The 24609-nt window shown below is 68.3% G+C and carries 20 protein-coding genes and 3 pseudogenes; 12 read left to right on the top strand and 11 right to left on the bottom strand.

Annotated features, from left to right (window positions below; genetic code table 11):
• From Q9R22_RS00600 to Q9R22_RS00615, 4 genes are read right to left on the bottom strand one after another with little or no spacing between them, the layout of a single operon-like run.
• Window positions 1-918: a PP2C family serine/threonine-protein phosphatase gene (locus Q9R22_RS00600; protein ID WP_064846909.1), complete on the bottom strand. Its 918-nt coding sequence runs from the start codon at window positions 916-918 to the stop codon at window positions 1-3.
• Window positions 915-2075: an adenylate/guanylate cyclase domain-containing protein gene (locus Q9R22_RS00605; RefSeq protein ID WP_064846908.1), complete on the bottom strand. Its 1161-nt coding sequence runs from the start codon at window positions 2073-2075 to the stop codon at window positions 915-917. Before Q9R22_RS00605 ends, Q9R22_RS00600 begins: the two co-directional genes overlap by 4 nt.
• Window positions 2068-2679 carry a hypothetical protein gene (locus tag Q9R22_RS00610; RefSeq protein WP_131333254.1) on the bottom strand — a complete coding sequence of 204 codons (612 nt, stop codon included), beginning with the start codon at window positions 2677-2679 and terminating at the stop codon, window positions 2068-2070. Before Q9R22_RS00610 ends, Q9R22_RS00605 begins: the two co-directional genes overlap by 8 nt.
• Complete coding sequence (locus tag Q9R22_RS00615; RefSeq protein WP_206399366.1) at window positions 2676-3602, bottom strand: biotin--[acetyl-CoA-carboxylase] ligase; 927 nt, start codon at window positions 3600-3602, stop codon at window positions 2676-2678. Before Q9R22_RS00615 ends, Q9R22_RS00610 begins: the two co-directional genes overlap by 4 nt.
• Before the next feature lie 126 nt (window positions 3603-3728).
• Between Q9R22_RS00615 and Q9R22_RS00620 the strand changes: the two genes are divergently transcribed.
• The 8 genes from Q9R22_RS00620 to Q9R22_RS00655 all read left to right on the top strand — a co-directional run bounded on the left by Q9R22_RS00620 (window position 3729) and on the right by Q9R22_RS00655 (window position 12955).
• Window positions 3729-4019, top strand: coding sequence for a YciI family protein (locus Q9R22_RS00620; protein ID WP_064846905.1), 291 nt, complete (start codon window positions 3729-3731; stop codon window positions 4017-4019).
• A gap of 152 nt (window positions 4020-4171) precedes the next feature.
• Window positions 4172-5752 (top strand): acyl-CoA carboxylase subunit beta, encoded by a 1581-nt coding sequence (locus Q9R22_RS00625; protein ID WP_064846904.1) that lies wholly within the window; start codon window positions 4172-4174, stop codon window positions 5750-5752.
• Window positions 5749-6072, top strand: coding sequence for an acyl-CoA carboxylase subunit epsilon (locus Q9R22_RS00630; RefSeq protein WP_242670450.1), 324 nt, complete (start codon window positions 5749-5751; stop codon window positions 6070-6072). The genes Q9R22_RS00625 and Q9R22_RS00630 overlap by 4 nt, the downstream gene beginning before the upstream one ends.
• Window positions 6073-6144: 72 nt before the next feature.
• On the top strand, window positions 6145-7290 hold the full coding sequence (locus Q9R22_RS00635) for a MauE/DoxX family redox-associated membrane protein (protein ID WP_131333255.1): 1146 nt from the start codon (window positions 6145-6147) through the stop codon (window positions 7288-7290).
• A 197-nt stretch (window positions 7291-7487) separates the two neighbouring features.
• Window positions 7488-9215, top strand: coding sequence for a DUF885 domain-containing protein (locus Q9R22_RS00640; protein WP_396415655.1), 1728 nt, complete (start codon window positions 7488-7490; stop codon window positions 9213-9215).
• Window positions 9216-9327: 112 nt separating this feature from the next.
• On the top strand, window positions 9328-10761 hold the full coding sequence (locus tag Q9R22_RS00645; RefSeq protein WP_131333256.1) for a dicarboxylate/amino acid:cation symporter: 1434 nt from the start codon (window positions 9328-9330) through the stop codon (window positions 10759-10761).
• Between the two features lie 172 nt (window positions 10762-10933).
• Complete coding sequence (locus tag Q9R22_RS00650; RefSeq protein ID WP_131333257.1) at window positions 10934-12457, top strand: aldehyde dehydrogenase family protein; 1524 nt, start codon at window positions 10934-10936, stop codon at window positions 12455-12457.
• A gap of 27 nt (window positions 12458-12484) precedes the next feature.
• The gene (locus Q9R22_RS00655; RefSeq protein WP_082943398.1) at window positions 12485-12955 is read left to right on the top strand and encodes a DUF779 domain-containing protein; all 471 of its coding nucleotides are present in this window, start codon (window positions 12485-12487) and stop codon (window positions 12953-12955) included.
• Here the strand turns inward: Q9R22_RS00655 and Q9R22_RS00660 are convergent.
• The 6 genes and pseudogenes from Q9R22_RS00660 to Q9R22_RS00685 all read right to left on the bottom strand — a co-directional run.
• Window positions 12949-13337 (bottom strand): annotated as a pseudogene (locus tag Q9R22_RS00660) (integrase core domain-containing protein); the annotation flags it as partial. The gene Q9R22_RS00655 and the pseudogene Q9R22_RS00660 sit on opposite strands and share 7 nt — an antisense overlap.
• A 27-nt stretch (window positions 13338-13364) precedes the next feature.
• Window positions 13365-13808 (bottom strand): nuclear transport factor 2 family protein, encoded by a 444-nt coding sequence (locus tag Q9R22_RS00665; protein ID WP_131333258.1) that lies wholly within the window; start codon window positions 13806-13808, stop codon window positions 13365-13367.
• Window positions 13809-13958: 150 nt separating this feature from the next.
• Window positions 13959-14736: pseudogene (locus Q9R22_RS00670) on the bottom strand (DDE-type integrase/transposase/recombinase).
• 394 nt (window positions 14737-15130) lie between these two features.
• Complete coding sequence (locus tag Q9R22_RS00675) at window positions 15131-15994, bottom strand: SDR family oxidoreductase (protein ID WP_131333974.1); 864 nt, start codon at window positions 15992-15994, stop codon at window positions 15131-15133.
• Between the two features lie 102 nt (window positions 15995-16096).
• Window positions 16097-16430 (bottom strand): annotated as a pseudogene (locus tag Q9R22_RS00680) (integrase core domain-containing protein); the annotation flags it as partial.
• 247 nt (window positions 16431-16677) lie between these two features.
• Window positions 16678-17370: a hypothetical protein gene (locus Q9R22_RS00685; RefSeq protein ID WP_131333259.1), complete on the bottom strand. Its 693-nt coding sequence runs from the start codon at window positions 17368-17370 to the stop codon at window positions 16678-16680.
• A 154-nt stretch (window positions 17371-17524) separates the two neighbouring features.
• Between Q9R22_RS00685 and Q9R22_RS00690 the strand changes: the two genes are divergently transcribed.
• The 3 genes from Q9R22_RS00690 (at window position 17525) to Q9R22_RS00700 (ending at window position 21725) form a co-directional block, all read left to right on the top strand.
• Window positions 17525-18163: a nucleoside triphosphate pyrophosphatase gene (locus tag Q9R22_RS00690; protein WP_131333260.1), complete on the top strand. Its 639-nt coding sequence runs from the start codon at window positions 17525-17527 to the stop codon at window positions 18161-18163.
• Between the two features lie 104 nt (window positions 18164-18267).
• Window positions 18268-20073 (top strand): biotin carboxylase N-terminal domain-containing protein, encoded by a 1806-nt coding sequence (locus Q9R22_RS00695; RefSeq protein ID WP_131333261.1) that lies wholly within the window; start codon window positions 18268-18270, stop codon window positions 20071-20073.
• A 245-nt stretch (window positions 20074-20318) separates the two neighbouring features.
• Window positions 20319-21725, top strand: coding sequence for an MFS transporter (locus Q9R22_RS00700; RefSeq protein ID WP_131333262.1), 1407 nt, complete (start codon window positions 20319-20321; stop codon window positions 21723-21725).
• Between the two features lie 126 nt (window positions 21726-21851).
• Here Q9R22_RS00700 and Q9R22_RS00705 read toward each other — a convergent pair whose 3' ends face one another.
• Window positions 21852-23279, bottom strand: coding sequence for an NAD(P)H-quinone dehydrogenase (locus Q9R22_RS00705; protein WP_064846927.1), 1428 nt, complete (start codon window positions 23277-23279; stop codon window positions 21852-21854).
• A gap of 372 nt (window positions 23280-23651) precedes the next feature.
• Here Q9R22_RS00705 and Q9R22_RS00710 point away from each other — a divergent pair, with 372 nt between their 5' ends.
• The gene (locus tag Q9R22_RS00710) at window positions 23652-24470 is read left to right on the top strand and encodes a purine-nucleoside phosphorylase (protein ID WP_085106998.1); all 819 of its coding nucleotides are present in this window, start codon (window positions 23652-23654) and stop codon (window positions 24468-24470) included.
• Window positions 24471-24609: the final 139 nt, after the last annotated feature.

The raw sequence follows: 24609 nt of genomic DNA on the forward strand, positions 1-24609 counted from the left end.
TCAGCGGATCCTGGGGATGGACGTGGTGTTGGCGCGGGGGTCGTCCGCGCGCAGCACGTCCGCGACCACGAGCGTGACATTGTCTCGGCCACCAGTGCGCAGCGCGGCCTGGACCAGGACGTCTGCGGCCTCCTTGGGGTGCGGGACCGAGTGCAGGACGCGGGCGATGTGCGCGGGCGAGAGTTCCCCCGTGAGACCGTCGGAGCACATGAGCAACCGCTGCCCCGGCACCGCGGGCACCACGATCACGTCCGGTTCCCAGATCTGGCCCGTGCCAAGGGCGCGCGTGATGACGTTGCGCCGCGGGTGCACGAGCGCCTGGGCCGGGGTGAGCTGGCCGATCGAGACGAGGTACTGCACCTCGGAGTGGTCCACGGTCAGCTGGGTCACGCCCACGGGTCCGGTCTCGGTCGTGGGCGGCTCCCCCACGGGCGGGCCCACGAGCTGGTAGGTGCGCGAATCCCCCACGTTGAACACGAGCCACAGCCAGCTACCGGCGATCTCCACGAGCCACGCACCCGTGACCGTGGTCCCGGCGCGCGTGCCGCACTGGGCCTGGATGGCCTGGTCCGATTCCCACAGCACCGAGCGCACCCGGTGCACGGCCTCCAGCGCCTCATTGGGCACGTCCGGGTCGAGCTTGAGCTGGCGGTCGATCGTCGCGCGGAACCGGGCGACGTCCGATCCGGGTGCCGGCTCCACGATCACGTAGTCGCGGAAGTCGTCGAGCGAGAACAGGTCCGAGCCACCCAGCGTGGACACGCACAGCGCGCTGGCCACCTCACCGGCCTCGTGACCGCCCATCCCGTCCGCGACGGCACACATGGTGTCCGTGACGATCAGTGCGTCCTCGTTCGTCTCACGACGCAGTCCCCGATCGGTGACACCGCCCGATCGGATGGTCAGGGGAACGGTCATTCGACCTCGTCTTCCAGAAAGGGCCCGTGGCCCTGGGTGATCGACACGGGGCGCACGTCCCCGAAGCCGCGCACGTTGCGGGTGGGTTGCGGGGTCAGCACGAACCGGTCGTCGCCGCCGAGCACACGGGCGGTGGAGGCGTCCACCATGACACCCCCGGGTTCCGTGAGGGCCACGAGCCGGGACGCGAGGTTCACGGTGGGCCCGTAGAGATCACCGAGTCGCGGTAGCACGCGCCCCCACACGAACGCGACGCGGGCCTGCGGCAACAGGGGGTCGTTCTTGATCACGCGGGCGAGGGCGAGCGAGATCTGCGCCCCGCCCTCGGGGGTCTCGGACAGGAACATCACTTCGTCGCCGATGGTCTTGATCACGCGGCCACCGCCGATCGAGATCACCTCCGCGCACCGCTTCTCGAAGCGCTGCACGAGGTTGGCCAGGGTGCGCTCGTTCATCTGCCGGGACAGGGACGTGTAGGAGACGAGGTCCGCGAACCCCACGCCGCGCGCGAGCGGCAGGGACGAGGAGCCCACGTCCGGGTCCGCCATCCCGAGGCTCACCGTGGACCCGTCCGCGCGTTCACCGCGCATGGCCAGTCGTTGCACGGCTGCGGAGAGCTGACGGCGCCACGCGTAGTCGAGCAGGTTCTCGAGCGGTTCGAGAACCTCCGGGAGCATGCGCAGCAGTTCGCGCCGTGCCTGGGCGTCCGTCATGTCCCGGTGGGCCACCATGTCCTCGACGAGCGCCTCGATCTGCCACACGACCATGCGGTCGGTCAGTTGCGCCACGGAGCGGGCCAGGGACAGCGCGGCCTCCTCGCTGAGCTTCTCCTCCTGCACGAGGTTGGAGACCACCCGCAGGGCCCGGACGTCCTCGCCCGTGAAGTAGACGTCGTCGTCGCTGAGGTTCGGGAAGCCCAGGGCACGCCAGATCTTCCGGGCGGACGCCGTGGACAGCCCCGCTTCGCGCGCGGCCTCCCGGCGCCGCAGGTGACGCTGCGAACCCAACAACAGGGAGTCGAGGTGGCGCGCCGCCGCCTTGGACTCCTCCGACCCGTACAGGTTGGACTGCACCGGATTGTGCACGTTCAGGTTGAGCTGTTCGGTCTGCGGCCCGGTGACGTATCCGTCCGTGTGCTCCGAGGGGTCGTCAGCCACGCGGTCCTCCTTGCTGGGCGATATGGGTTCCGGGATACCCCGGTCCGGCCGTGTTGCCTCCACCACTGTAGTTGCCCGCGTCCGCCGCGGACTCGCGGACCAACGCGGCGAAGCGGGCCGGTTGCGGGCAGCTGGCGAGTTTGAGCCCGCCCAGACCCCCGAAGTCCGCGAGCACGGTGCCGCGGTCCAGGCGCTCGCGGGCCTCGCCGGGCCGGGTGGCCCCGCGCGTGACGCGCACCGAGCGCAGTTCGTTCAGGGGCAGGAACACCGCGCCGTCCCGTGCCGGGGGCCCCACGAGGGCAAGCCGCGCGGTGGTCAGCACGAAGCGCGTGCGCAGCCAGCGCCACGCGGGCGAGAGCACGAACCGCCACGCGAGCAGCAATGCCGCGATGAGCAGCAGCCACCCCACGAACGCGTGCAGCGTGGTCCATGGGGTGGCTGTGGGCCGCCACGTGAGGTCCAGGACGCGGCGCAGGGCCGAATAACCGAACACAATCGCCCACGCGGCGAGCGCCGGGGCCACGAGTTTCAAGGGGTGGGCGCGGGTGGCCACGACCGTGTCCTCCCCCGGTGCCAGGTCCAGGGCGCGGCGCGAGCGTGTCATCGGGGCCTCTCGTTCTCGTGTCCCGCGTCCTCCGGGGCGCGGGGGCCGGGTCGCACGTGGACGACGTCGCCCGCGCCGTACTCGTGCTCGCGGCCGTCGTCGTCGCGCACGCGCAGCTGACCGGACGCTCCCAGCCCCACGGCGGTGGCGGGCAATGGTGCGTTGCGCCCGGGCAGGTGCACGAGCACGCGGCGTCCCAGGGTGTCGAGAGCGGATTCGAGCTCCCGTCGCAGTTCCCCACCCGGCCCGAGTTGCGCGGCGGGGTCCACGCTCGCGCGGTCGAGGGCGCGGGAGAAGTGGGCGAGCACCCCGGTGAGCACCGCGCTGCGCGTGGGGACAGCGGCGTCGTTCCCGGTCTCGAGGCGCAGGGACGTGGCGCCGGGGACCGGGAGGTGGCACTGCTGGACGTTGATGCCCGCGCCGAGCACCACGGTGGGTCCTTGGTGTGCGGCACCGGGGGGCGAGGGTACGAGGGACGCGAGGATGCCGCAGACCTTGCGTTCGCGGATCAGGACGTCGTTGGGCCACTTCACCGCCGCGGGGACGCCGGTCAGCTCGCGCACGGTGGCCGTGACACTGTGCGCGAGCATCAGCGTGAGCCACGGCAGGAGGTCCTGCGGCCACGCGCGGCCCGAGCGCTCCCGCGGCGTGAGGGCCACCGAGAACGTCACGGCGGTGCCCGCGGGGGTGAACCAGCTGCGGTCCAGGCGCCCCTTGCCGCGGCTCTGGAATCCCGCGACGACCGCTCGCAGCGGTGCCCCGGCGGCGTCGTGCGCCGCGTCCCGCGAGAGCTGTTCGACGAGCCACTCGTTGGTGGACGGGACGCTGTCCAGGATCGTGAGGCGGCACCCGTGGCCGCGCAGCGCCCCGTCCAGCTCCGCGGCGCGGTAATCCGCGGCGGGCCGGTCCTCGGTGGCTTCCATGGGTACTCCTCACATGACTGTGCCGACGACGCATGTCGACGACGGGGCGGTACGGCAAGTTTATGTCTAGCGTCGTGAGCCGGGCATATGCTGGGACCAGCCAGCGCCACCACGAGAGGACCCGGTATGAGCGTCTACGCCTTGAACTACGTCTACGGCGGCCCGCAGGACATCCTGACCGAGCACCGCCCCGCCCACCGCGCGTTCCTGCGCGAACTGCACGAGCGCGGCGTCGTGATCGTCTCGGGGCCCTTGGAAGGTGACGCCGCATTGATCGTCCTGCGCGCGGACAGCGCCGAGGAGATCGAACGGATCATCGCCGAGGACCCCCTGGTGGTCCACGGTGTGGTCACGGAGCACACGATCCGGGAATGGACCGTGACGATCGGCTCGGTGGGGTCCGACACCTCCGCCTGAGGGACCCGGGACGCTCGCGCCCGTCGAAAGAGCACCGGCCTGCGTTGTGGGACTTCTACAAAGGCGCGTGCGGGCCCTGCAACTACACTGGGGGGCGTTCCCAGGGCTCGCGGTACGCCCAACCAGTACCGATCACGATGACGCGAGGTGTTATGAGCCACGACCTGTCCACCACAGCAGGCAAGATCGCCGACTTCCGGCAGCGCCGCGAGGAGGCCGCCGTACCGTCCGGACAGGCGGCCGTGGACAAGCAGCACGCGCGCGGGAAGAACACCGCCCGGGAACGCATCGAGATGTTGCTGGATCCCGACTCGTTCGTGGAGTTCGACGCCCTGGCCGTGCACCACAGCACCATGTTCGGCATGGAGAAGAAGAAGCCGCTGGGTGACGGCGTGGTGAGCGGTTTCGGCACCGTGGACGGGCGCCTCGTGGCCGTCTACTCCCAGGACTTCGGCGTGTTCGGGGGTTCCCTGTCCCAGGTCAACGGCGAGAAGATCGTCAAGGTCCAGAAGTTCGCGCTGCGCAACGGCTGCCCCGTGATCGGGATCAACGACGGCGGCGGCGCGCGCATCCAGGAGGGCGTGGCCTCCCTGGCGATGTTCGCGGACATCTTCCGCATGAACGTGCGCTCCTCCGGGGTGGTCCCGCAGATCTCGCTCATCATGGGCCCGTGCGCCGGTGGCGCCGCCTACTCCCCCGCACTGACCGACTTCGTGGTCATGGTGGACAAGACCTCCCACATGTTCATCACGGGCCCAGACGTCATCAAGACCGTCACGGGTGAGACCGTGGACATGGAGACCCTGGGTGGGGCCCGCTCCCACAACGAGCGCACGGGCACCGCCGCGTACCTGGCCTCGGACGAGCAGGACGCCTTCGACTTCGTCCACGAGCTGCTCGAGTACCTGCCCGGCAACAACTTGCAGGACAGCCCGGTGCTCGACCACGACCAGGTCGAAGAGGTCACGGACGAGGACCTCGCCCTGGACACCTTGATACCGGACTCCGCGAACCAGCCGTACGACATGCGCACCGTGATCGAGACGGTCGTGGACGACGGGCACTTCATGCAGATCCAGGAACTCTACGCCCCCAACGTGATGGTGGGCTACGCCCGCGTTGAGGGTCACACCGTGGGGATCGTGGCAAACCAGCCCATGCAGTTCGCCGGGACCCTGGACATCGCGGCCTCCGAGAAGGCCGCGCGGTTCGTGCGTCACTGCGACGCGTTTAACATCCCGATCCTCACATTCGTGGACGTCCCCGGGTTCCTGCCCGGCACGGACCAGGAGTTCAACGGGATCATCCGCCGCGGGGCCAAGCTGCTCTACGCGTACGCGGAGGCCACGGTCCCCCTGGTCACGCTCATCACCCGCAAGGCCTACGGCGGCGCGTACATCGTGATGGGGTCCAAGAAGCTGGGCGCGGACATCAACCTCGCGTGGCCCACCGCCCAGATCGGTGTCATGGGCTCCCAGGGTGCGGTGGAGATCCTCTACCGCCGGGACCTCAAGGCCGCCCAGGAAACCGGTGAGGACCAGCAGCTGCGCGCCGAACTCGCGCAGAAGTTCGAGGAGGACCTGCTCAACCCCTACCAGGCCGCCGAACTTGGGTATGTGGACGCGGTGATCTGCCCGTCCGAGACCCGCGAGCAGATTATCCGGGCCCTGCGCGGGCTCGCGGACAAGCGCGCGTCCACCCCCGCCAAGAAGCATGGGAACATCCCGCTGTGAGCACGGCCGAGAACAACTCACCGGCCTCACGGGCGGCCGGTGACCTGTCCCGTCCCGCCCATGATCCGGGGACCGCGGCGGTCGCTTCGCTGCCCGAGACCACGAGTCGCCAGGACCCCCTGTTCACGGTCACCCACGGCAACCCGACCCCGGAGGAGCTGGCCGCGCTCACTGTGGTGTTCTCCGCGCAGGCCGCGGCGCAGGACGCCCAGCCCTCCCGCGCACCCAAGCCTCCGCGGTCCCAGACCCGGCGACTGCGCCTGGGCCTGCGGTTGCGACCGGGGCGCGGTGCGTGGCGGCGCACCCTGCCCGATCGCTGAGCCCAGTCCGCCGCCCCCTTGTCGGCTTGTCAGCGCATACGAGGAGGATGCATCGAAATGGATAATGTTTCCGTGGCTGTCATCTCCTCGTCCTCCCTGGGTTCACTCGCCCTCGTGCTGCTGATCAGCGGGGTGGCCAAGCTCGTCTCCCCCTCCACCGGCCCGTCCCTGCTGACGTCCCTGCCCGCGCCCCTCACGGCGCGTTGGCTACAGGGTGTCCTGCCGTGGCTCGAACTGGTCCTGGCGATCGCGCTCCTGCTGGCCTCCGGGGTGGTGCTGTGGGCCGCGGCCTCCGCCGCCACGGTGCTGTTTTCGGTGTTCACGGCCGCGGTGTTCCGCGGCACCCGGCAGTCGGATCCCGCCTCGTGCGGGTGCTTCGGCTCTCTGTCCCGTGCCCCGATGTCCAGGCGGACCGTGGTGCGCAACCTCGCCTTCACTATCGTGGCCGTCCTGGCCCTGCTGCTCGTCACCGTGGGCGGTTACGACGGGCCGGTCCTGGACGTCCCGTGGTGGGTCGTCGTGGCGGTCGCGATCCCCGTGGGACTCATGCTCGTGAGCCTGTGGAGCGAACGCCCGGGTCCGTCCCGCGCCGGTGACCCGCACGCGCTCGCCGGGATTCCGCCGCTGCCGGGTTCCTCGCACGACGACGCCGCTGTGCCCGCCTACGCGCCCACGGCGGGTACTCCGGTCCCCGCGCAGGCGGGCCCACCGGCGGGTGCGGTCCCCGGCGCCGTCGCGCCTCGACCCGCGGGAGGCTCCGCAGCCCATCGACCGGCCGGCACTTCCAAAGCCCCCGAAGAACCCGACGTCTACGTGCGTTTGCCCATTCCCTACGCGGGGCTCACGGACGCCGTCGGTAACCCGTTGACCCTGCGTGGCCTGGCCGCCACCGTGGCGCGCGCACTGGTCCACGTGAGTCCTTCGTGCGGGGCATGCGCCCCCGCGATCGACCGTGCGGCGGGGATGCCCGACCACCTGGGGCCGGTCGCGGTGCACGCCGTGGTGGCCCGCGAGGAGGACCGAGATCTGCTCCCTCCTAGCCTGCGTGCAGCGTGTTTGGTGGACCGCGAGCACGAGGTGAGCGCCATGTTCGAGCACCCCGGTACCCCGTGGGTCGTCGTGCTCGGTGCGGATGGGCTGCTCGCCGGCGGCCCGGTCGCGGGTACGGACGCAGTGCTCGAGCTGCTCGCGGAACTCGAGGAACGATTCGCGGGCTGAACTCGCGGCCCCGGTGCTTCGCGGCGGCCACACCGGTGAGTACACCGGCGCGCTCCCCGGTGCCGAGGGAACCGCGCCGTCGCCGCGCCGAATTGCGACAGCGCCGACGTGCGAGCGCACACCGCCCGGGCGTGTCGGACTCGCCAGGGTGCTTGCCGCCGGCCGGAGCGTGACTAGGGTGACACTCTGTGACGCACATCGACTCCACCCTGCAGAGCCGCGAACCCCTGGCACCCCTGGGCACCACGCACCGCTCCGCGACCGCCGTGGACACCCTCGCAGAAACCTACTTCGACCATTGCATGGCCCTGGATCCCAGCGCCGCCACGTTCAACGGCATTCCCGGCCACGAGACCGACTACCCGGACTACGGGCCCGCGGGCCGCGCGTCCGCCGCGGAACTGGCCCGCACCACGCTCGAGCTCGTCGAGCGGGCGGAGCCCCAGGACGACGTGGACCGCGTGACGCTGCACGCGCTGCGCGACGAGCTGCGCCTGCAGCTGGACCGCCACGAGGCGAACCTGGACGTGTCCGTGGTCAGCAACATCGCGTCCCCGGTGCAGGAGATCCGGCAGATCCTGGACGCCATGCCGCGGGACACGGAACAGGAGTGGAAGCACATCGCCGGCCGGATGGCCAATATCCCCGCGGCCCTGGGGCAGTACCTCGAGGGCCTGCGCGAGGCCGTGGAACTGGACCGCCCGCCGTCCGCCCCGCAGATCGTGGAGGCCTCCCAGCAGGCGGAGCAGTACGCGTCGAACGAGGGCTCCTTCGCGATGCTCACGAACGACCCCGCCGCGCCGGAGGGCGTTCGCGAGGAGCTGCGCCGCGCCGCGGACGCTGCGCGCGAGGCGTACCGCGGCGTCGCCCGGGCACTGCGCGAGGAGTTCGCCCCCGGTGCGCGGGAATCGGACGCGTGCGGGATTGACGACTACCGGTTGCACCTCGCCTCGTTCCTGGGCGCCCGGCTGGACCCGCGCGAGGTCTACGACTGGGCGGTGCAGCAACTGCTCGAGCTGGATGCCGAACAGCGCCGGATCGCGGAGCAGATCCAGCCGGGAGCGAGCATCCCCGAGGCCATGGCCGCCCTCACCGCGGACCCCGCACGGCAACTGCACTCCCCCGAGGAGCTGCAGGCCTGGATGCAGCGGCTATCGGACGCCGCACTGGACACCCTCGCGGACACTCACTTCGAGATCACCGAGCCCATGCGCGAACTCGAGTGCCGGATCGCCCCCACGCACGACGGCGTCATCTACTACACGCCCCCGAGCGGTGATTTCACCCGGCCCGGGCGCATGTGGTGGTCCGTCCCCGAGAACGTCTCCCAGCACGCCACGTGGGAGGAGACCACCACGGTTTACCACGAGGGTGTCCCCGGTCATCACCTGCAGATCGCCACAGCCCTGGCGAACGCGGGTGAGCTCAACAGGTGGCGCCGGATGGGCATCTGGGTCTCCGGTCACGGCGAGGGCTGGGCTTTGTACGCCGAGCGACTCATGGCCGAGCTGGGCTTCTTGGACGACCCCGGGGATCGGATGGGCATGCTCGACTCGCAGCGCCTGCGGACGGTGCGCGTGATCTTCGACGTGGGATTCCACTGCGGCTTCGAGATCCCGGAGGTGCTCGGGGACCTGCTGGGCGGCGCGCGCGCGGGTGAGACCTGGACCTCCGACGACGGTTGGGCGTTCCTGCGCCACAACGTAGCGATGGCCGATTCCGTGCTGCGCTTCGAATGGTTGCGCTACATGGGATGGCCGGGTCAGGCGCCGTCCTACCGAATCGGCCAGCAGATGTGGCTCGACGCCCGGCAGCAGGCCATGGCGCGCGAGGGAGCGGACTTCGACCTCAAGCAGTTTCATGCCCGCGCACTGCGCCTGGGCTCCGTGGGATTGGACACACTCTCGTACGCCTTGGCCCTCTAGGCGGCGGATTCTCAGGGATTCTCCAGGGTGCGGGATTTTATTCCCGTGTCGCGCTGTCATATTTCGTCATGTGACCCGTGTCGTTTAAGATACCCGGGCCTATCCTGGGCGCATGAATTCCGCAGAAAGTACTCGCCGTCTCCCGCGGTGGATGACGTCGTTCGGGTGGCAGATCCTGATCGCTCTGATTTTGGGTCTTCTCCTCGGATCGCTGGCCGCTGCCATGGGTGGCGACCCCGAGGAGAACCCCAACTGGCTCATGACCACGTTGGACACGATCGGCACGAGCTACGTCACCATCCTCAAGGCCGCCGTGGTCCCGCTCGTGGTCACGGCCGTGATCTCCTCCATCGCCAACCTGCGTGACGTCTCCAACGCCGCGCGCCTCGCATGGAAGACCCTGTTGTGGTTCGCCATCACCGCGTTGATCGCGGTGGTGATCGGCATGCTGCTCGGTGTCATCGCGCAGCCCGGTGTGGGCACCGGCCAGGAACAGCCCGGCACGTATTCCGGCAGCGAGGGCTCGTGGCTCGGGTTCCTCAAGGGCCTGATCCCCGTGAACTTCCTGGGTCTGGAGACCAGCTCCAAGGTCGTGGATCCGGAGACCGTGACCACCGCCGTGAACTTCAACATCCTGCAGATCCTGGTGGTCTCGCTCGTGATCGGCATCGCGGCGCTGAAGGTCGGCAAGGCCGCCGAGCCGTTCCTGACCTTCATGCAGTCCGCGCTGGCCATCATGCAGAAGGTCGTGTGGTGGATCATCCGCCTGGCTCCCCTGGGCACCCTGGGGCTCATCGGCCGCGCCGTGTTCGAGTACGGCTGGACCTCCATGGGTTCGCTCGTGAAGTTCGTGATCACGGTTTACGTGGGCCTGCTGCTCGTGGCCTTCGTGGTCTACCCCCTGTTGATCAAGCTCAACGGGCTGTCCGTCAAGCAGTTCTTCTCAGGCGTGTGGCCCGCCATGCAGCTGGGCTTCGTCTCCCGTTCGTCCCTGGGCACCATGCCCATGACGCAGCGCGTGAGCGAGCGCAACCTGGGTGTCCCAGGGCACTACGCGTCCTTCGCGATCCCGCTGGGTGCGACCACCAAGATGGACGGTTGCGCCGCGGTCTACCCGGCGATCGCCGCCATCTTCGTCGCGCAGTTCTACGGCGTGCCCCTGACCCCCATGCACTTCGTGCTGATCGCGCTGGTCTCCGTCCTGGGTTCCGCCGCGACCGCCGGCACCACCGGTGCCACGGTCATGCTGACCCTGACGCTGTCCACGCTGGGCTTGCCGCTCGACGGCGTGGGCCTGCTGCTCGCCGTGGACCCGATCCTGGACATGGGCCGCACCGCCCTGAACGTCACCGGTCAGGCCCTCGTGGCCACGATCGTCTCCAAGCGCGAAGGCATCCTGGACACCCGGCTCTACGACGCCCCGCGTTCGGGTGAGCCGTTCAAGGACGACGACGCCGCCCTCACGGAGCAGCCCGCCCACTCCGGTGAGCAGGGTTCGCACGCGTACGCTCCCGCCGCGCCGTCGGACGGGCAACGCACCGAGTAGGCGCCACCGACCACCGACGCTTTCTGTGAACGGGGCAGTCCGGGTTCTCCCGGGCCGCCCCGTTGCGTGTGCACATTGCGTACGCATAAGGGGGCATGCGAGTGCCTGTCGTGATGTCGGGGGCCTGGCTATAGTGTGGTACACCTCACTTTCGGACAACAGGATGGTCGCCATGAGCGTGTACACGCAGCCCGGCACGGACGGATCCGTCGTCAGCTTCAAATCCCGTTACGAACACTTCATCGGCGGCGCGTGGGTGCCCCCGGTCAAGGGGCAGTACTTCGAGGACGTCACCCCCGTCACGGGCAAGGCGTTCACCGAGGTCGGCCGGGGAACGGCCGAAGACATCGAGGCCGCACTCGACGCCGCGTGGGCCGCAGCGCCGTCGTGGAACGCCTCCACGCCCGCGCAGCGAGCGCTCATGCTCAACAGGATCGCGGACCGCATGGAGGAGAACCTCGAGGTGATCGCGGTCGCAGAAACCTGGGACAACGGCAAGCCCGTGCGCGAGACGCTCAACGCGGATATCCCCCTGGCCATCGACCACTTCCGCTACTTCGCCGGTGCGATCCGCGCGCAGGAAGGGCGGCTGTCCCAGCTGGACGAGGACACCGTGGCGTACCACTTCCACGAGCCCCTCGGCGTCGTCGGCCAGATCATCCCCTGGAACTTCCCCATCCTCATGGCCGTGTGGAAGCTCGCCCCGGCGCTCGCCGCCGGCAACTGCGTGGTGCTCAAGCCCGCCGAGCAGACCCCGGCGTCCATCCTGGTGCTCATGGAGCTGATCCAAGACCTGATCCCGGACGGCGTGGTCAACATCGTCAACGGCTTCGGCGTGGAGTGCGGCAAGCCGCTCGCGTCCAACAAGCGCATTCGCAAGATCGCGTTCACCGGTGAGACCACCACGGGCCGACTCATCATGCAGTACGCGTCCGAGAACATCATCCCGGTGACCCTGGAACTCGGGGGCAAGTCGCCCAACATCTTCTTCGAGGACGTCGCCCAGCAGAAGGACGGCTTCTACGACAAGGCCCTGGAAGGCTTCGCGTTCTTCGCTCTGAACCAGGGTGAGATCTGCACGTGCCCGTCGCGCGCGCTGATCCAGGAATCGATGTACGACCAGTTCCTCGCGGACGGGGTCGACCGCGTCTCTCGCATCACCGCCGGCAACCCGCTCGACACCGACACCATGATCGGCGCGCAGGCCTCCACGGACCAGCTCGAGAAGATCCTGTCTTACCTGGACATCGGCAAGAAGGAGGGAGCGAAGGTTCTCATCGGCGGCGAGCGCGCGGAGCTCGAGGGCGACCTCGCTGGCGGCTACTACGTGCAGCCCACCGTGTTCGAGGGCACCAACGACATGCGCATCTTCCAGGAGGAGATCTTCGGTCCGGTGCTCTCGGTGGCGAAGTTCGGCTCGTACGACGACGCTATCTCGATCGCCAACGACACCCTCTATGGTCTGGGCGCCGGTGTGTGGGCTCGTAGCGGTAACACCGCCTACCGCGCCGGCAGGGCCATCCAGTCCGGCCGCGTGTGGGTGAACCAGTACCACAGCTACCCCGCGCACTCCGCGTTCGGCGGCTACAAGTCCTCGGGCATCGGCAGGGAGAACCACCTCATGATGCTCGACCACTACCAGCAGACCAAGAACATGCTCGTGAGCTACACCGAGAACGCGCAGGGCTTCTTCTAGACCGTGACCGGAAGGCGAGGAACCGTCATGAGCACCCCTTCATCACCGGCAGAACCGCCCCCGACGGGCACCGCGGATCCCGAACACCCCGTGGTGCTCGAGACCATCGCGGCGGTACCCGGTGAGACCACCTCACGGGTCGGTTTCACCGGGCCCGCGGTGGCCCTGTTGCAGGAACTGTGGGAGCAACATGGACCCCTCATGTTCCACCAGTCCGGGGGATGCTGTGACGGTTCCTCGCCCATGTGCTTCCCCGCCGGGGAGTTCCGCACGGGCGGGGCCGATGTCCTGCTGGGGACAGCCCGGTTGCCGTCCCCGACCGGCGAGGATCTCGGGGGCCTGGAGTTCTGGATCTCCGCCGAACAGTTCGAGTACTGGCGGCACACGCGGTTAGTAATCGACGCCGTTCCCGGCCGCGGTGGGGGCTTCTCCCTCGAGGCCCCCACGGGCCGGCGCTTCCTCACTCGCAGCGAACTGTGTGGGATCGAGGTGTACTGATCGGAGACGTTGGTCAATCGTGAGAAGGGTGGCTGGTTCCCGCAGGCTGCGTGGGGGCGGTGGTGGTTGTCGTAGTGCAGCCAGCCCTCGAGTTTCCCGCGGCGCTCGGCCTCGCTCGTATAGCAGCGGGCGTAGCCCCAGCCGTCGGCCAGGGTGAGGTGGAACCGCTCGATCTTCCCGTTGGTCTGTGGCCGATACGGCCTCGTGCGCTTGTGCCGGATGCCGAGGTCGATGCAGGTGTGTCGCCACAAGTGTGAGCGGTAGGCGCCGCCGTTGTCGGACAGCACCTCTCGACGGTGACACCACGCTGGTTGAACCACTCGACGGCCCGGACGAGGACGGCAGTGGCGGTGAGGGCAATGTCGTCGTCGTGGATCTCGGCGGGGCATTCAATCGCTGGGCGACAGGCTCACCAAGTGGGAAGTTCGCCGTGACCTGGGGTGACGCGTCGCTCATCCTGACCGATGGGACGGTCGTTGATGCTGGCCTCGCGATGGGTCATGTAGCCCTGTGCGTCGAAACGCCACAGCTCATTGCCGTAGGAGCGCCACCACCGGCCGTCATGGTCGTGCCACTCGTACTGGAATCGCACGGCGATCTGATCGTCGGTGAACGCCCACAGGTTCTTGCGGAGTTGATAGTCGAGTTCCCGATCCCACTTGGCGGTGAGGAAGGCTATCACCTGGTCCCGGCCGGTGATCGTCTGGTCACGGTTTCGCCACACGGTATCGACGCTGTAGGCCTGGGCGACCGTCTCGGGGTCGCGAGTATTCCAGGCGTCTTCGGCGGCCTGTACCTTGCGAGCGGCGGTTTCGGCGGTGAACGGTGGGATGGGGTTACGGGTTCGGGTCACGTGATGGCTCCTTGACCTGGGAGCGGATGTGTCAGTGGTTTGCGGGCGTTGGCCACGTGGGTGGCGCCGGGTGGTACTCGATGCCTTCTTGTACCAGGTGTAAGAGAGCGTGTCGTTGGGAGTGGGGAACGAGCCGGTGACGGTTTCGGTTTAGGCCGCGAGTGTGAGCGGCTTGGTTAGTTTGGCTTCGAACTCGATGGGCGTCAACCCGCCGAGTCTGTCCTGGGCTCGTTGACGGTGATACTTCCGCTCGATCCAGACCACGATGGCCAGGCGCAGCTGCCGGGCCATCGCGCGACCACGGAATTGGCTCCCTGTGTCGGCGTGCAGGATGCACCCGGCCACGTCGCCTCGGCGGGCGAGTGCGTTGCGGACCGCGTCAACGGCGAGTTTCGCGGTCATCCGCTTCGAGATCGAGTATCCGACGACGCGGTTGGAGAACACGTCTTTGATCGCGCACCAGTAGAGCGTGCCCTCCCTCGTCCAATCCCCCGTGATACCCCTCAGCCAGAGCCGGTTCGGCTCATCGGCGCGGAAGACCCGCTGGAGGTGGTCCTCGAACACCGGCGGGCCCGTTGTCTTCCCCTTCCCGCGCTGGCGAGCTCGGCAACGAGCGGGTATGTCAGTGTGGGCAGCCGCCGAGGCGCAGATTCGCTTGCGACAAATACGCCGCAGCCCTGCTGAGCACCTCGTTGTCCTGCTCCAGGAGGCGGATCCACTTCTTCAGCTCCCGAGCATCCGCCGCGTCCGACGCAGTCTGACCAGGCCGATTTCCTTCATCACAATCGACCTGACGGAGCCAGTTCTGCAGGGTCGCTTCGCTAATACCGAAGTCGGTAGCAATCTACGTGATGGTGACTCCGCTCTCACGACGGCGAGCGACCGAGATAACGTCCTCCCGGAACTCTCTGGGATGAGGACCGGGCATGATGACATCCTCCCCGCCAGCGCCTCTCAACGCTAACGATCAGTCACCACCTACTCGTTCCCCACGCCCGGTCTCGACCACCAAGATGACCTACGACGCCCAGACGTGGCTATACGTCACCAAGCGCCGAGCGGAAGGAAGGAACGACCGGGAGATCCGCCGCTGCATCAAGCACTACCTAGCCCGTCACGTCTATCGAACCCTCAACGCTACGACCCCGAGGGTGAATGGCTCTTGACCGACATAGAAGAATCTGGACACCCCTCGGCAGACGTCACCATCGGACGTCAGTGTGGGGTTTGCCGGCAGGGGCGGGGTCGGCGGGTAGTTCTGGTTGTCCGGTTGGAAGGGTGGACAAACAGAACTACCCACTCAGGCAGGTTCTACCGAGAGGTTAGATTGCGGCGACAGCCGAACGAACAGCCTCAGCCATGGACGTGGCCGGGCGTCCGATAAGCCTGCTCAGGTCTCCAGAGTTCACTAGGAGATCTCCGCGGGCTATTCCCAGATCAGAATCTGCGAGGATTTCCGCGCCCCCCTCGGGCACTCCGACCCTGACGAGCATTGCGGCGTATTCGCGCGGCGGCAGGTCCTGGTAGGAGATGTGCTGGCCGGCCGCGGCGCTGATCTCTGCCGCAAGCTCGGCCATGGTGAACGGCTTGTCACCGCCGAGCTCATAGATCCTGCCGGCCTGGTCGTCGGCCAGCAGCACCGCGGCGGCCGCCTGGGCATAGTCTGCGCGGGAGGCGGCGCTCACCCGACCATTGCCGGCACTGCCGACGAGGGCACCCTGAGCGAGCACGCCCGGCAATTGGTCGGTGTAGTTCTCCAGATACCAGCTGTTGCGCAACAGGACGAAAGGAACGCCGGACTGCTCCAGGAGGGTCTCGGTGGCTTGGTGCTCGACGGCCAGCTTCATCTCACTGCCGTCTGCGTTGGCGATGCTCGTGTAGGCGACCAGCTGGATACCCTCGCGCTGAGCGGCCTCGATCACGGTACGGTGCTGCTCCACCCGCTGGCCCACCTCGGAACCTGAGATCAGGAGGACTTTGCTGGCCCCCTTCAAGGCCTTTCCTACGGAGGCCGCGTCGGTGTAGTCCAGCTTCCTCACGTGGACACCGCGCTGTGCCAGATCCGCGATCTTGTCAACTGCACGCCCTACGGCCACAATCTCCTGCGGCGGAACGTTGCGCTCCAGCAGTGTTTCCACGACCTGGCGGCCAAGCTGGCCGGTAGCTCCGGTGATAACGATGCTCATGATGTCCTTCCATGGGGTCCTCGACGGAAGGTATAACCGCCCCACCTTTCGATTACTTCCGAAAAGAGGGTACGCACGTCGCAGTAAGGTACTGATATGAAAGTTAGTGATTCTGCATCCGGGGGTGCGTGAGGCCGGGGGCTGGTTGGCGCAGGCGGTGTGGGGCCGATGGTAGTTGAAGTGGTTCACCCCCACCCCGATCGCCTCCCGGCGGGCCTGCCCGCTGGCGTAGGGGCGGGCGTAAAGCACCTCATCGACCAGTAACCGGTTATAGCGTTCGGCTTTACAGTTGTGCCGTGGCGTGTAGGGGCGGATCCGCCAGTGCCTGCTGGCCAGTACTTCCACGGTGCGGGTGAAGCTCAACGCCTGCGTAGTTGGCACCGTTGCCGGTGGCTGCTTTCTCATCCTCGAGGGCCTCGGTGTAGGCCGGCCGGGAAACCCGGAACTTTGCAGCCACGTGAGCCTGGGGCACACCATCGTAAAGATGACGGTGCACCATCCGCAGAGGGCCGGTCGGGGTCAGGGGTGCATTAGCGTGGGTCATGAACGGGCTCTCTCGTACGGGTGGGTGGTGTAGGAACTTCCATCCCGCGACGAGCAGCCCGCTCCTCATCTCACCACCACACCCGTGCCAACAACCCCATCCCCCACAACACCTAGGAAGCACCTTCATCGGGCCCGCGTCACTCGTGAACGGCGGCGCTCCGTGCCTCGGATCCCAGGTGCGGACCCGCCGTTCGCGCGCGGTCGTCCCGTCGGCGGAGGGCGGCGCGCCGGATGAGCCACCGGCTCACGAGCTGCAGGAGCAGCCCCGCGGCGAACGTCACGGCCGTGAACGGGCGGTCGATGTCGAGCGGTAGGACCACGGCCGCCATGCACACCGCACCGAGCACGATGAACGCGGCACGAGCGATGCAGCGGCACTCGGTGCGCCAATAACCACGGGGCAGCCGCACGACCCGTCGGCATGTGGCGAGCGCCGCGAGCCACCCCGTTCCCAGTGGAACAGACAGTTGCGGGTACGTGAGTCCGGCGTCGCCCGGCAGGGCGATCACCGCGCCTCGAGCCACCACCTGGTTGGCAAGGATCAGGGCCAGGGTCACGGCCAGGGCGTCCAGCAGTATCGACGTCAGGGGGCGGGACAGCCATCGCGAAGGCCGCGCCGGTGGTGTCCCGGTGGCGTTCGTAAGGCCGATGCCGTCCGAGAGCCACGGCCCGTGCGGGAGCCCGGCTCCTATGGACGGCCCGTTCGCCAGCCCGGCCCCGAGGGACAGCACGGGCCCATTCGAGGCCTGGGACGCTGTCGCTGGTCGGGACCCGGTGACGCCGGGGAGGTCCCGTGGGATGCGCGCACCACGACGCACGATCTCGACCATCCGGGCCACCTCCCTCTCCGCGCGCGGCCGACGTAACAGGGTACATCCAGATGCTTGAGGTTGTCCCTATTTGTATGATCGCGGCCCTCCCGCGAGCACACCCCTCCTCACCGGACCGGCGTCCCCTCACCCGATCCGCCGTAGAGTGAGGGGCGTGCACCCCGCTCTCGTCCTGGCCTCGCAATCACCGGCGCGCGCATCCCTGTTGGAGCGCGCGCACATCCCGTACCGCGCCGTCGTCCCCCACGTGGACGAGGACGCCCTCGTGGCCGCGGAAGCTCCCGAGACCCCCGCAGAGACCGCATTGCTACTGGCACGGGCCAAGGCGGAGGCCGTCGCAGCGCTTCCGGAAGCGGAGGGGCGGCTCGTGCTGGGTTGCGACTCCGTGTTCGAGCTCGACGGCGTCCCCTACGGCAAGCCGTACGAGCCGGACGTCGCGATCGAGCGCATCAGCGCCATGAGCGGGCGCACGGGCACGCTGCACACGGGCCACTGGCTCGTGGATGCGCGCACGGGCGAGGCTTCCGGCAACGGCCTGGTCTGTTCCGCGGACGTGCACTTCGCCACCATGACACGCGCGGAGATCGAGGACTACGTGGCCACGGGTGAGCCCCTCCAGGTCGCAGGCTCCTTCACCCTGGACGGGCGGGGATCCCAGTTCATCGAACGGGTGAACGGGGATCCGAACGCCGTGATCGGGCTGAGCCTGTCCACCCTGCGCACCCTGCTCGCCGGGGTAGGGATCCGGGCGTCCTCGTGGTGGGGTGCCGCAGCACAGGGCGGGGCGCAATGATTTGTAGATCTTCCACAGTTACCGCACCGCGGTGCCCCCGCGCTTAGGCGTTCCCCGGCGCGGGGCACTAACCTTTCGGCAGAGAGTCGACAAGGAGCTATCACGTGACAACCACCTCGCGGCAGCAAGAGGCCGCCACCGCAACCCGCCCCGTCACCAAGGTCCTCGTGGCCAACCGAGGGGAGATCGCGGTGCGCGTGATCCGCGCCGCGCGCGACGAGGGCATCGCCTCCGTGGCCGTCTACGCGGACCCGGACCGGGATGCGCTGCACGTGCGCATGGCGGACGAGGCGTACTCACTGGGCGGGACGACCGCCGCGGACTCCTACCTGCGGATCGACAAGATCCTCGACGCCGCTCGACGCGCCGGTGCGGACTCCGTCCACCCCGGTTACGGGTTCCTGTCCGAGAACGCGGAATTCGCCTCCGCGGTGATCGCGGCGGGACTCACATGGATCGGCCCTCCCCCGGCGGCGATAGCCCAGCTCGGTGACAAGGTCGCGGCCCGCCACATCGCGGAGAAGGTCGAGGCGCCGCAGGTCCCCGGCACCGCCGACCCGGTGTCCTCGGCCCAGGAGGTCCTGGACTTCGCGGACGAACACGGCCTGCCGATCGCGATCAAGGCCGCCTTCGGTGGTGGCGGCCGCGGCATCAAGGTGGTGCGTGAGCGCGACGCGATCCCCGAGCTCTACGAATCGGCCGTGCGCGAGGCTACCGCCGCCTTCGGCCGCGGTGAGTGCTTCGTGGAACGGTTCCTGGACGCACCCCGCCACGTGGAGACCCAGTGCCTCGCGGACCAGTTCGGCAGCGTCGTCGTGGTGTCCACGCGCGACTGCTCGCTGCAGCGGCGCAATCAGAAGCTCGTGGAGGAGGCACCCGCGCCGTTCCTGTCGGACGAGCAGATCGAGCGGCTCTACGAGTCCTCCAAGGCCATCCTCAAGGAAGCCCAGTACCAGGGCGCGGGGACGTGCGAGTTCCTCGTGGGCCAGGACGGGACGATCTCCTTCCTGGAGGTCAATACGCGCCTACAAGTGGAGCACCCCGTGTCGGAGGAGGTCTCGGGACTGGACCTGGTGCGGGAGCAGTTCCGCATCGCCCGCGGTGAGGCCCTCGGCTACGACGACCCCGAGATCCGCGGACACAGCTTCGAGTTCCGGATCAACGGCGAGGACGCCGGCCGCAACTTCATGCCCTCCCCCGGCACGCTCACCACGTTCACCGTGCCCTCCGGGCCGGGCGTGCGCGTGGACTCCGGCGTGGAGGCCGGCGAGACCGTGGGCGGGAACTTCGACTCGATGCTCGCCAAGCTCGTGGTGACCGGTGCGACCCGCACGCAGGCCCTCGAACGGTCCCGCCGGGCCCTGCAGGAACTGACGATCGAGGGCATGCCCACTGTCGTCCCGTTTCACCGGGCCGTGGTGAGCGATCCCGCGTTCGCAACCCCGGACGACACCCCCTTCACCGTGCACACCCGGTGGATCGAGACGGAGTTCGACAACCGGATCGAACCCTTCACCGTGGCACCCGAACCCTCGGCGGACGAACCCGAACGGCAGAGTGTCGTCGTGGAGGTGGGCGGTAAGCGCCTCGAGGTGACCATGCCGCAGCTGGGAGGTGCGGCCCGCCCGGCCGCAGCCCAGCCCAAGGCACGCAAGCAGCGCAGCGGACGCGGCACGGCGGCCCGCGGAGCCTCGGGGGATTCCCTCTCCTCACCCATGCAGGGCACGATCGTGAAGATCGCCGTGGCCAACGGGGACGAGGTCTCCGAGGGGGACCTGATCGTGGTGCTCGAAGCCATGAAGATGGAGCAGCCGCTCACCGCCCACAAGTCCGGTGTGATCAAGGACCTGGACGTGTCCGAGGGGGACACCGTCTCCGCCGGCACCGTGCTGGCCTCCATCACGGGCTGACGTCCCGGCGCATCGCCTTACGGGGCCGGGGCATCGCTCCGGAGCCCCCGCCAATCCGTCGCAGCGGCCCCGGTTCGGAACAGGACCGGGGCCGCTACGCACCCGCTCGACGACGAGACCGGCCCAGCACACGAACTGAGCGACGTCGAGGTTCCATCTCGGAATGTGGACGCCAGAATTCACCATGCGGTATGGCCGGTCTTATCTTGAAGGCATTTCGCCCCTGAGTCCCTGTGAGGTTCTTCATGTCTTCCACCGTGTCCACCGTGGATCCGGGATCCCCCGCGGAGCAATCACGTGTGCCCCGCAGCCGCGTGATCCTGGCGTCCCTCGCGGGAACCACGATCGAGTTCTACGACTTTTACGTATACGCGACCGCTGCGGTGGCCGTGTTCCCCGCCCTGTTCTTCACGGGCGAGAACGACACCGCCAAGCTGCTGGCCTCCATGGCCACGTTCGCCGCCGCGTTCTTCGGCCGGCCCATCGGCTCCGTGATCTTCGGTCATTACGGGGACCGGATCGGGCGTAAGGCCACCCTGATCGGCGCACTGCTGACCATGGGTATCGCCACATTCCTGATCGGCCTGCTGCCCACGTTCTACCAGATCGGCATCTGGGCTCCCCTGATCCTCACGATCCTGCGCTTCTGTCAGGGCCTGGGACTGGGCGGCGAATGGTCCGGTGCCTCCCTGCTCGCGACCGAGTACGCGGAGGAGGGCAAACGGGCCCGCGCCGCGATGTGGCCGCAACTCGGCGCGCCGTTCGGGTTCATCCTGGCCAACGGCTTCTTCCTGCTGCTGACCGTGGTCATGCAGTTCGGCACGGCGGGTCACCACCTGGGCACGGGCCACCCGTTCCTGGTGTGGGGCTGGCGGATCCCGTTCCTCGCGTCCGTGGTCATGGTCCTGCTGGGCCTGTGGGTGCGGATCAAGCTCGAGGAGACCCCGGTGTTCCAGCGCGCGGAACAGCAGGGTGAGAAGGTCAAGGCCCCCGTGGCCGAGGTCTTCAAGACGTCGTGGGTGCAGATCATCCAGGGCACGTTCATCATGCTCGCCACGTACGTTCTGTTCTACCTGATGACCGCGTGGGTGCTGTCCTACGGGATCGGCAAGCCGGAGACCGGTGGCCTGGGCATCGAGTACCGCACGTTCCTGATCCTGCAGTTGCTCGCCGTGCTGCTGTTCGCCGCCATGGTCCCCGTCTCGGGCTGGCTCGCGGACCGCTACGGCCGCCGCTCCTCGCAGCTCGTGATCACGAGCCTCATCCTGCTGTTCGGCCTGAGCTTCGCCCTGATCATGAACCCCGACCTCGTGGGCACGGGCGCGGATGCGTCCCTGCTGCGCGTGCTGGTCTTCCTCACGATCGGCATGACCCTCATGGGCCTGACGTTCGGTTCCATGTCCGCGATCCTGCCCGAACTGTTCCCCACGAACGTGCGCTACACCGGTTCGGGCATTGCGTACAACGTCGCGTCCATCCTGGGTGCGGCGATCACCCCCTACATCGCGGTGCTGCTCAACGCGCGCTTCGGCGTGGGCGCGGTGGGCCTGTACCTGTCCTTCGCCGCCGTCATCACGCTCATCGCGCTGTGGTTCTCCCCCGAGACCCGGCACGTGAACATGTACACCGTGCGCACCAAGGCCGCCAAGTAGGCCTTCCGCTTCCACGGACGACGACGCCGCGGTGACCTTCCGTACGGAAGGTCACCGCGGCGTCGTCGTACCCGGGGTGCGAACCGTGCCCGGCCGGAACGAGCGGTGCTCGCCCGAGCGGGGCAGTCAGCGGTGGACATGCAAGCGGCGCGCGGCCTCCGCGATCGTGCCGGACAGGGACGGGTAGACCGCGAACGTGTCGGAGAGGTCGTCCACGCCCAGGCGGTGGGTCACCGCGAGCGCGATCGGGAAGATCAGCTCGGAGGCGCGCGGTCCCACGACCACGCCGCCCATGACCGTCCCGCTGCCGCGGCGGGCGAAGATCTTCACGAAACCGTCGTCCACGGCCATCATCTTGGCGCGCGGGTTGGTGGACAGCTTCATGGTCATGCCGGTGAACATCGCGGGATCCGCTTCGACGTCCGACTGGGAAATGCCCACGGAAGCGATCTCCGGGGACGTGAAGATGTTGGACGCGACCTCGTCCGTGTGCAGCGGATGCACGGTGTCACCCAGGATGTGGGCCACGGCGATCCGGCCCTGCATCGCGGCCACGGAGGCCAGGGGCAGCACGCCCGTGCAGTCACCGGCGGCGTAGATCCCGCTGACCGACGTGCGGGAGACCGAGTCCACCTTGATGTGACCGCGCTCGTCCATGGCGACCCCGGCCTCCTCAAGACCCATGTCCGCGGTGTTCGGGATTGAGCCCACGGCCAGCAGGCAGTGCGAACCGCGCACCTTGCGCCCGTCAGAGAGCGTCACGCGCACGCCGTCCCCGGTGTTCTCCACGGAGTCGGCGCGGGAGCGGGACAGCACGCGCAGACCGCGGCGCTCGAAGACGTTCTCGAGCACCTGAGCGGCATCGGTGTCCGAACCGGGCAGCACCTGCTCGCGGGACGAGATCAGGGTGACCTCCGAGCCCAGGCCGTTGTACGCGGAGGCGAACTCGGCGCCGGTGACACCCGAACCCACCACGATCAGCTTCTCGGGGATCTCGGTGAGCTGGTAGATCTGCTTCCAGTTGAAGATCCGCTCGCCGTCCGGCTTGGCGGTGTCCATCTCCCGGGGGTGCGAGCCCACGGCGAGCAGGACGACGTTCGCGTGGAGTTCGTACTCGGCGTCGTCGTCGGAGGGGCTGACCACCACGGTGTGCTGATCGGCCAGACGGCCGCGGCCCTGCACCACGCGCACGCCCACGCGCTCCAGGCCGCGCTTGATGTCACGGGATTGCGTGGCGGCGAGGCGCAGCAGGCGCACGTTGACGGTGTCCAGGTCCACGCGGAGGTTGTTCAACTCCTCGCTCGCGTCCTGACCGTCCCCCACGTGCACGCCCAGGTCCTTGGCGTCCGCGAACCGGTTCATGGTGTCCGCGGACGCGATCAGGGTCTTGGAGGGGACCACGTCCGTGAGCACGGCGGAACCGCCCATGCCCTGCTCCTCGATCACGGTGACCTCCGCACCGAGGGACGCGGCGACCAGTGCGGCCTCGTAACCACCGGGGCCGCCGCCGATGATCACGAGCTTCGGATTCGCAAATTCAGTCTGCACACTCACGGTCCCTATTGTTGCAGCATTTACCACGGGTGCTACCGCCCATGATGGTGATCCGGGTCTTCCGCGAGCCGGTTACGAGTGGCCGAGTCAGCGAACACACGTCGTAGGAGGAGACATGTCCACCGTCGCTCTCGTTGTCGTTCTGGGCTTCGTCCTTTTCGTCGTCCCCGTCGTCGTCCTGGTCGTCGGGGTGGTTCTCACGGCCTCAGTCCGCCGGCAGCGCCCGCGCGCGTCCGATCCGGCCCCTCCGCTCAATAGCCACGTGATGCGGGGTGTACCTCCCGCCGATCGTTGAGGACGACCCCTTGCCGGCAGGACCCTTGCCCGGGCCTTTCACGTCCGAGCGGTGGATCGCGGCTTAGAGTGGTGCCCGTGACTGAGAACGCAACGGCTTGCACGGATCCCTTCGACCTCGCCCGCCGCGCCGCGGACGTCCTGCGTGAGCGCACCGGCGTGCAGAGGCACCGGATCGCCCTGACCCTGGGCTCCGGGTGGGGCGGTGCCGCGGACCTCATCGGTGAGACCGAACACGAGATCCCCGCGACCGAGATCCCCGGCTTCTCCGCCCCCGCCCTGCAGGGCCACGGCGGCACCCTGCGTTCCATCCGGCTCACGAACGGGGATCACGCCCTGGTGATCGGGGCGCGCACCCACTTCTACGAGGGGAAGGGTGTGCGGGCCGTGGCCCACGGCGTGCGCACGGCCGCCGCGGCCGGAGCCGAGATCATGATCCTGACGAACGGATGCGGCGGACTGAACCCCGCATGGGCGCCCGGGACCCCCGTGTTGATCCGCGATCACATCAACCTCACCGCCCATTCCCCGCTCGAGGGCGCCACCTTCGTGGACCTCACCGACCTTTATTCTCGGCGGATGCGGGACATCGCCCACCAGGTGGACCCCGGACTCGACGAGGGCGTTTACGCCCAGTTCACCGGACCGCACTACGAGACACCGGCGGAGGTTCGGATGGCCAAGGTGCTCGGGGCGGACCTCGTGGGCATGTCCACGGCGCTCGAGGCCATTGCCGCGCGCCACGCCGGCCTCGAGGTGCTGGGGATGTCTCTCGTGACCAATCTCGCGGCGGGGATCAGCGACGAGCCCCTGTCCCACGAGGAAGTGCTCGAGGCCGGCCAGGCCGCCGGTCCCCGGATCTCCCGGCTGCTCGCGGACGTCGTCGCGAAGTTGTGAGAACGCGCGCCGGTTCGGGTGCTCGATATCGACGGAATGTCGGCAAGTTCCGGTCCCAGGCACTAGACTGGGCGCAGGAACGTAATGGGCCCGCCGCGGCGGTCTGAAAGGGTGAACTCATGGTCAGAAGAGCCGAAAC

Origin of the sequence: Kocuria sp. PD6 (assembly GCF_031844145.1) — a bacterium.
Lineage (GTDB): Bacteria > Actinomycetota > Actinomycetes > Actinomycetales > Micrococcaceae > Kocuria > Kocuria marina.

Bases quoted from the DNA above. Each gene is read 5' to 3' on its own strand.
- Q9R22_RS00600 (WP_064846909.1), bottom strand. From the start codon at position 918: ATGACCGTTCCCCTGACCATCCGATCGGGCGGTGTCACCGATCGGGGA.
- Q9R22_RS00610 (WP_131333254.1), bottom strand. From the start codon at position 2,679: ATGACACGCTCGCGCCGCGCCCTGGACCTGGCACCGGGGGAGGACACG.
- Q9R22_RS00615 (WP_206399366.1), bottom strand. From the start codon at position 3,602: ATGGAAGCCACCGAGGACCGGCCCGCCGCGGATTACCGCGCCGCGGAG.
- Q9R22_RS00620 (WP_064846905.1), top strand. From the start codon at position 3,729: ATGAGCGTCTACGCCTTGAACTACGTCTACGGCGGCCCGCAGGACATC.
- Q9R22_RS00625 (WP_064846904.1), top strand. From the start codon at position 4,172: ATGAGCCACGACCTGTCCACCACAGCAGGCAAGATCGCCGACTTCCGG.
- Q9R22_RS00645 (WP_131333256.1), top strand. From the start codon at position 9,328: ATGAATTCCGCAGAAAGTACTCGCCGTCTCCCGCGGTGGATGACGTCG.
- Q9R22_RS00650 (WP_131333257.1), top strand. From the start codon at position 10,934: ATGAGCGTGTACACGCAGCCCGGCACGGACGGATCCGTCGTCAGCTTC.
- Q9R22_RS00655 (WP_082943398.1), top strand. From the start codon at position 12,485: ATGAGCACCCCTTCATCACCGGCAGAACCGCCCCCGACGGGCACCGCG.
- Q9R22_RS00675 (WP_131333974.1), bottom strand. From the start codon at position 15,994: ATGAGCATCGTTATCACCGGAGCTACCGGCCAGCTTGGCCGCCAGGTC.
- Q9R22_RS00685 (WP_131333259.1), bottom strand. From the start codon at position 17,370: ATGGTCGAGATCGTGCGTCGTGGTGCGCGCATCCCACGGGACCTCCCC.
- Q9R22_RS00700 (WP_131333262.1), top strand. From the start codon at position 20,319: ATGTCTTCCACCGTGTCCACCGTGGATCCGGGATCCCCCGCGGAGCAA.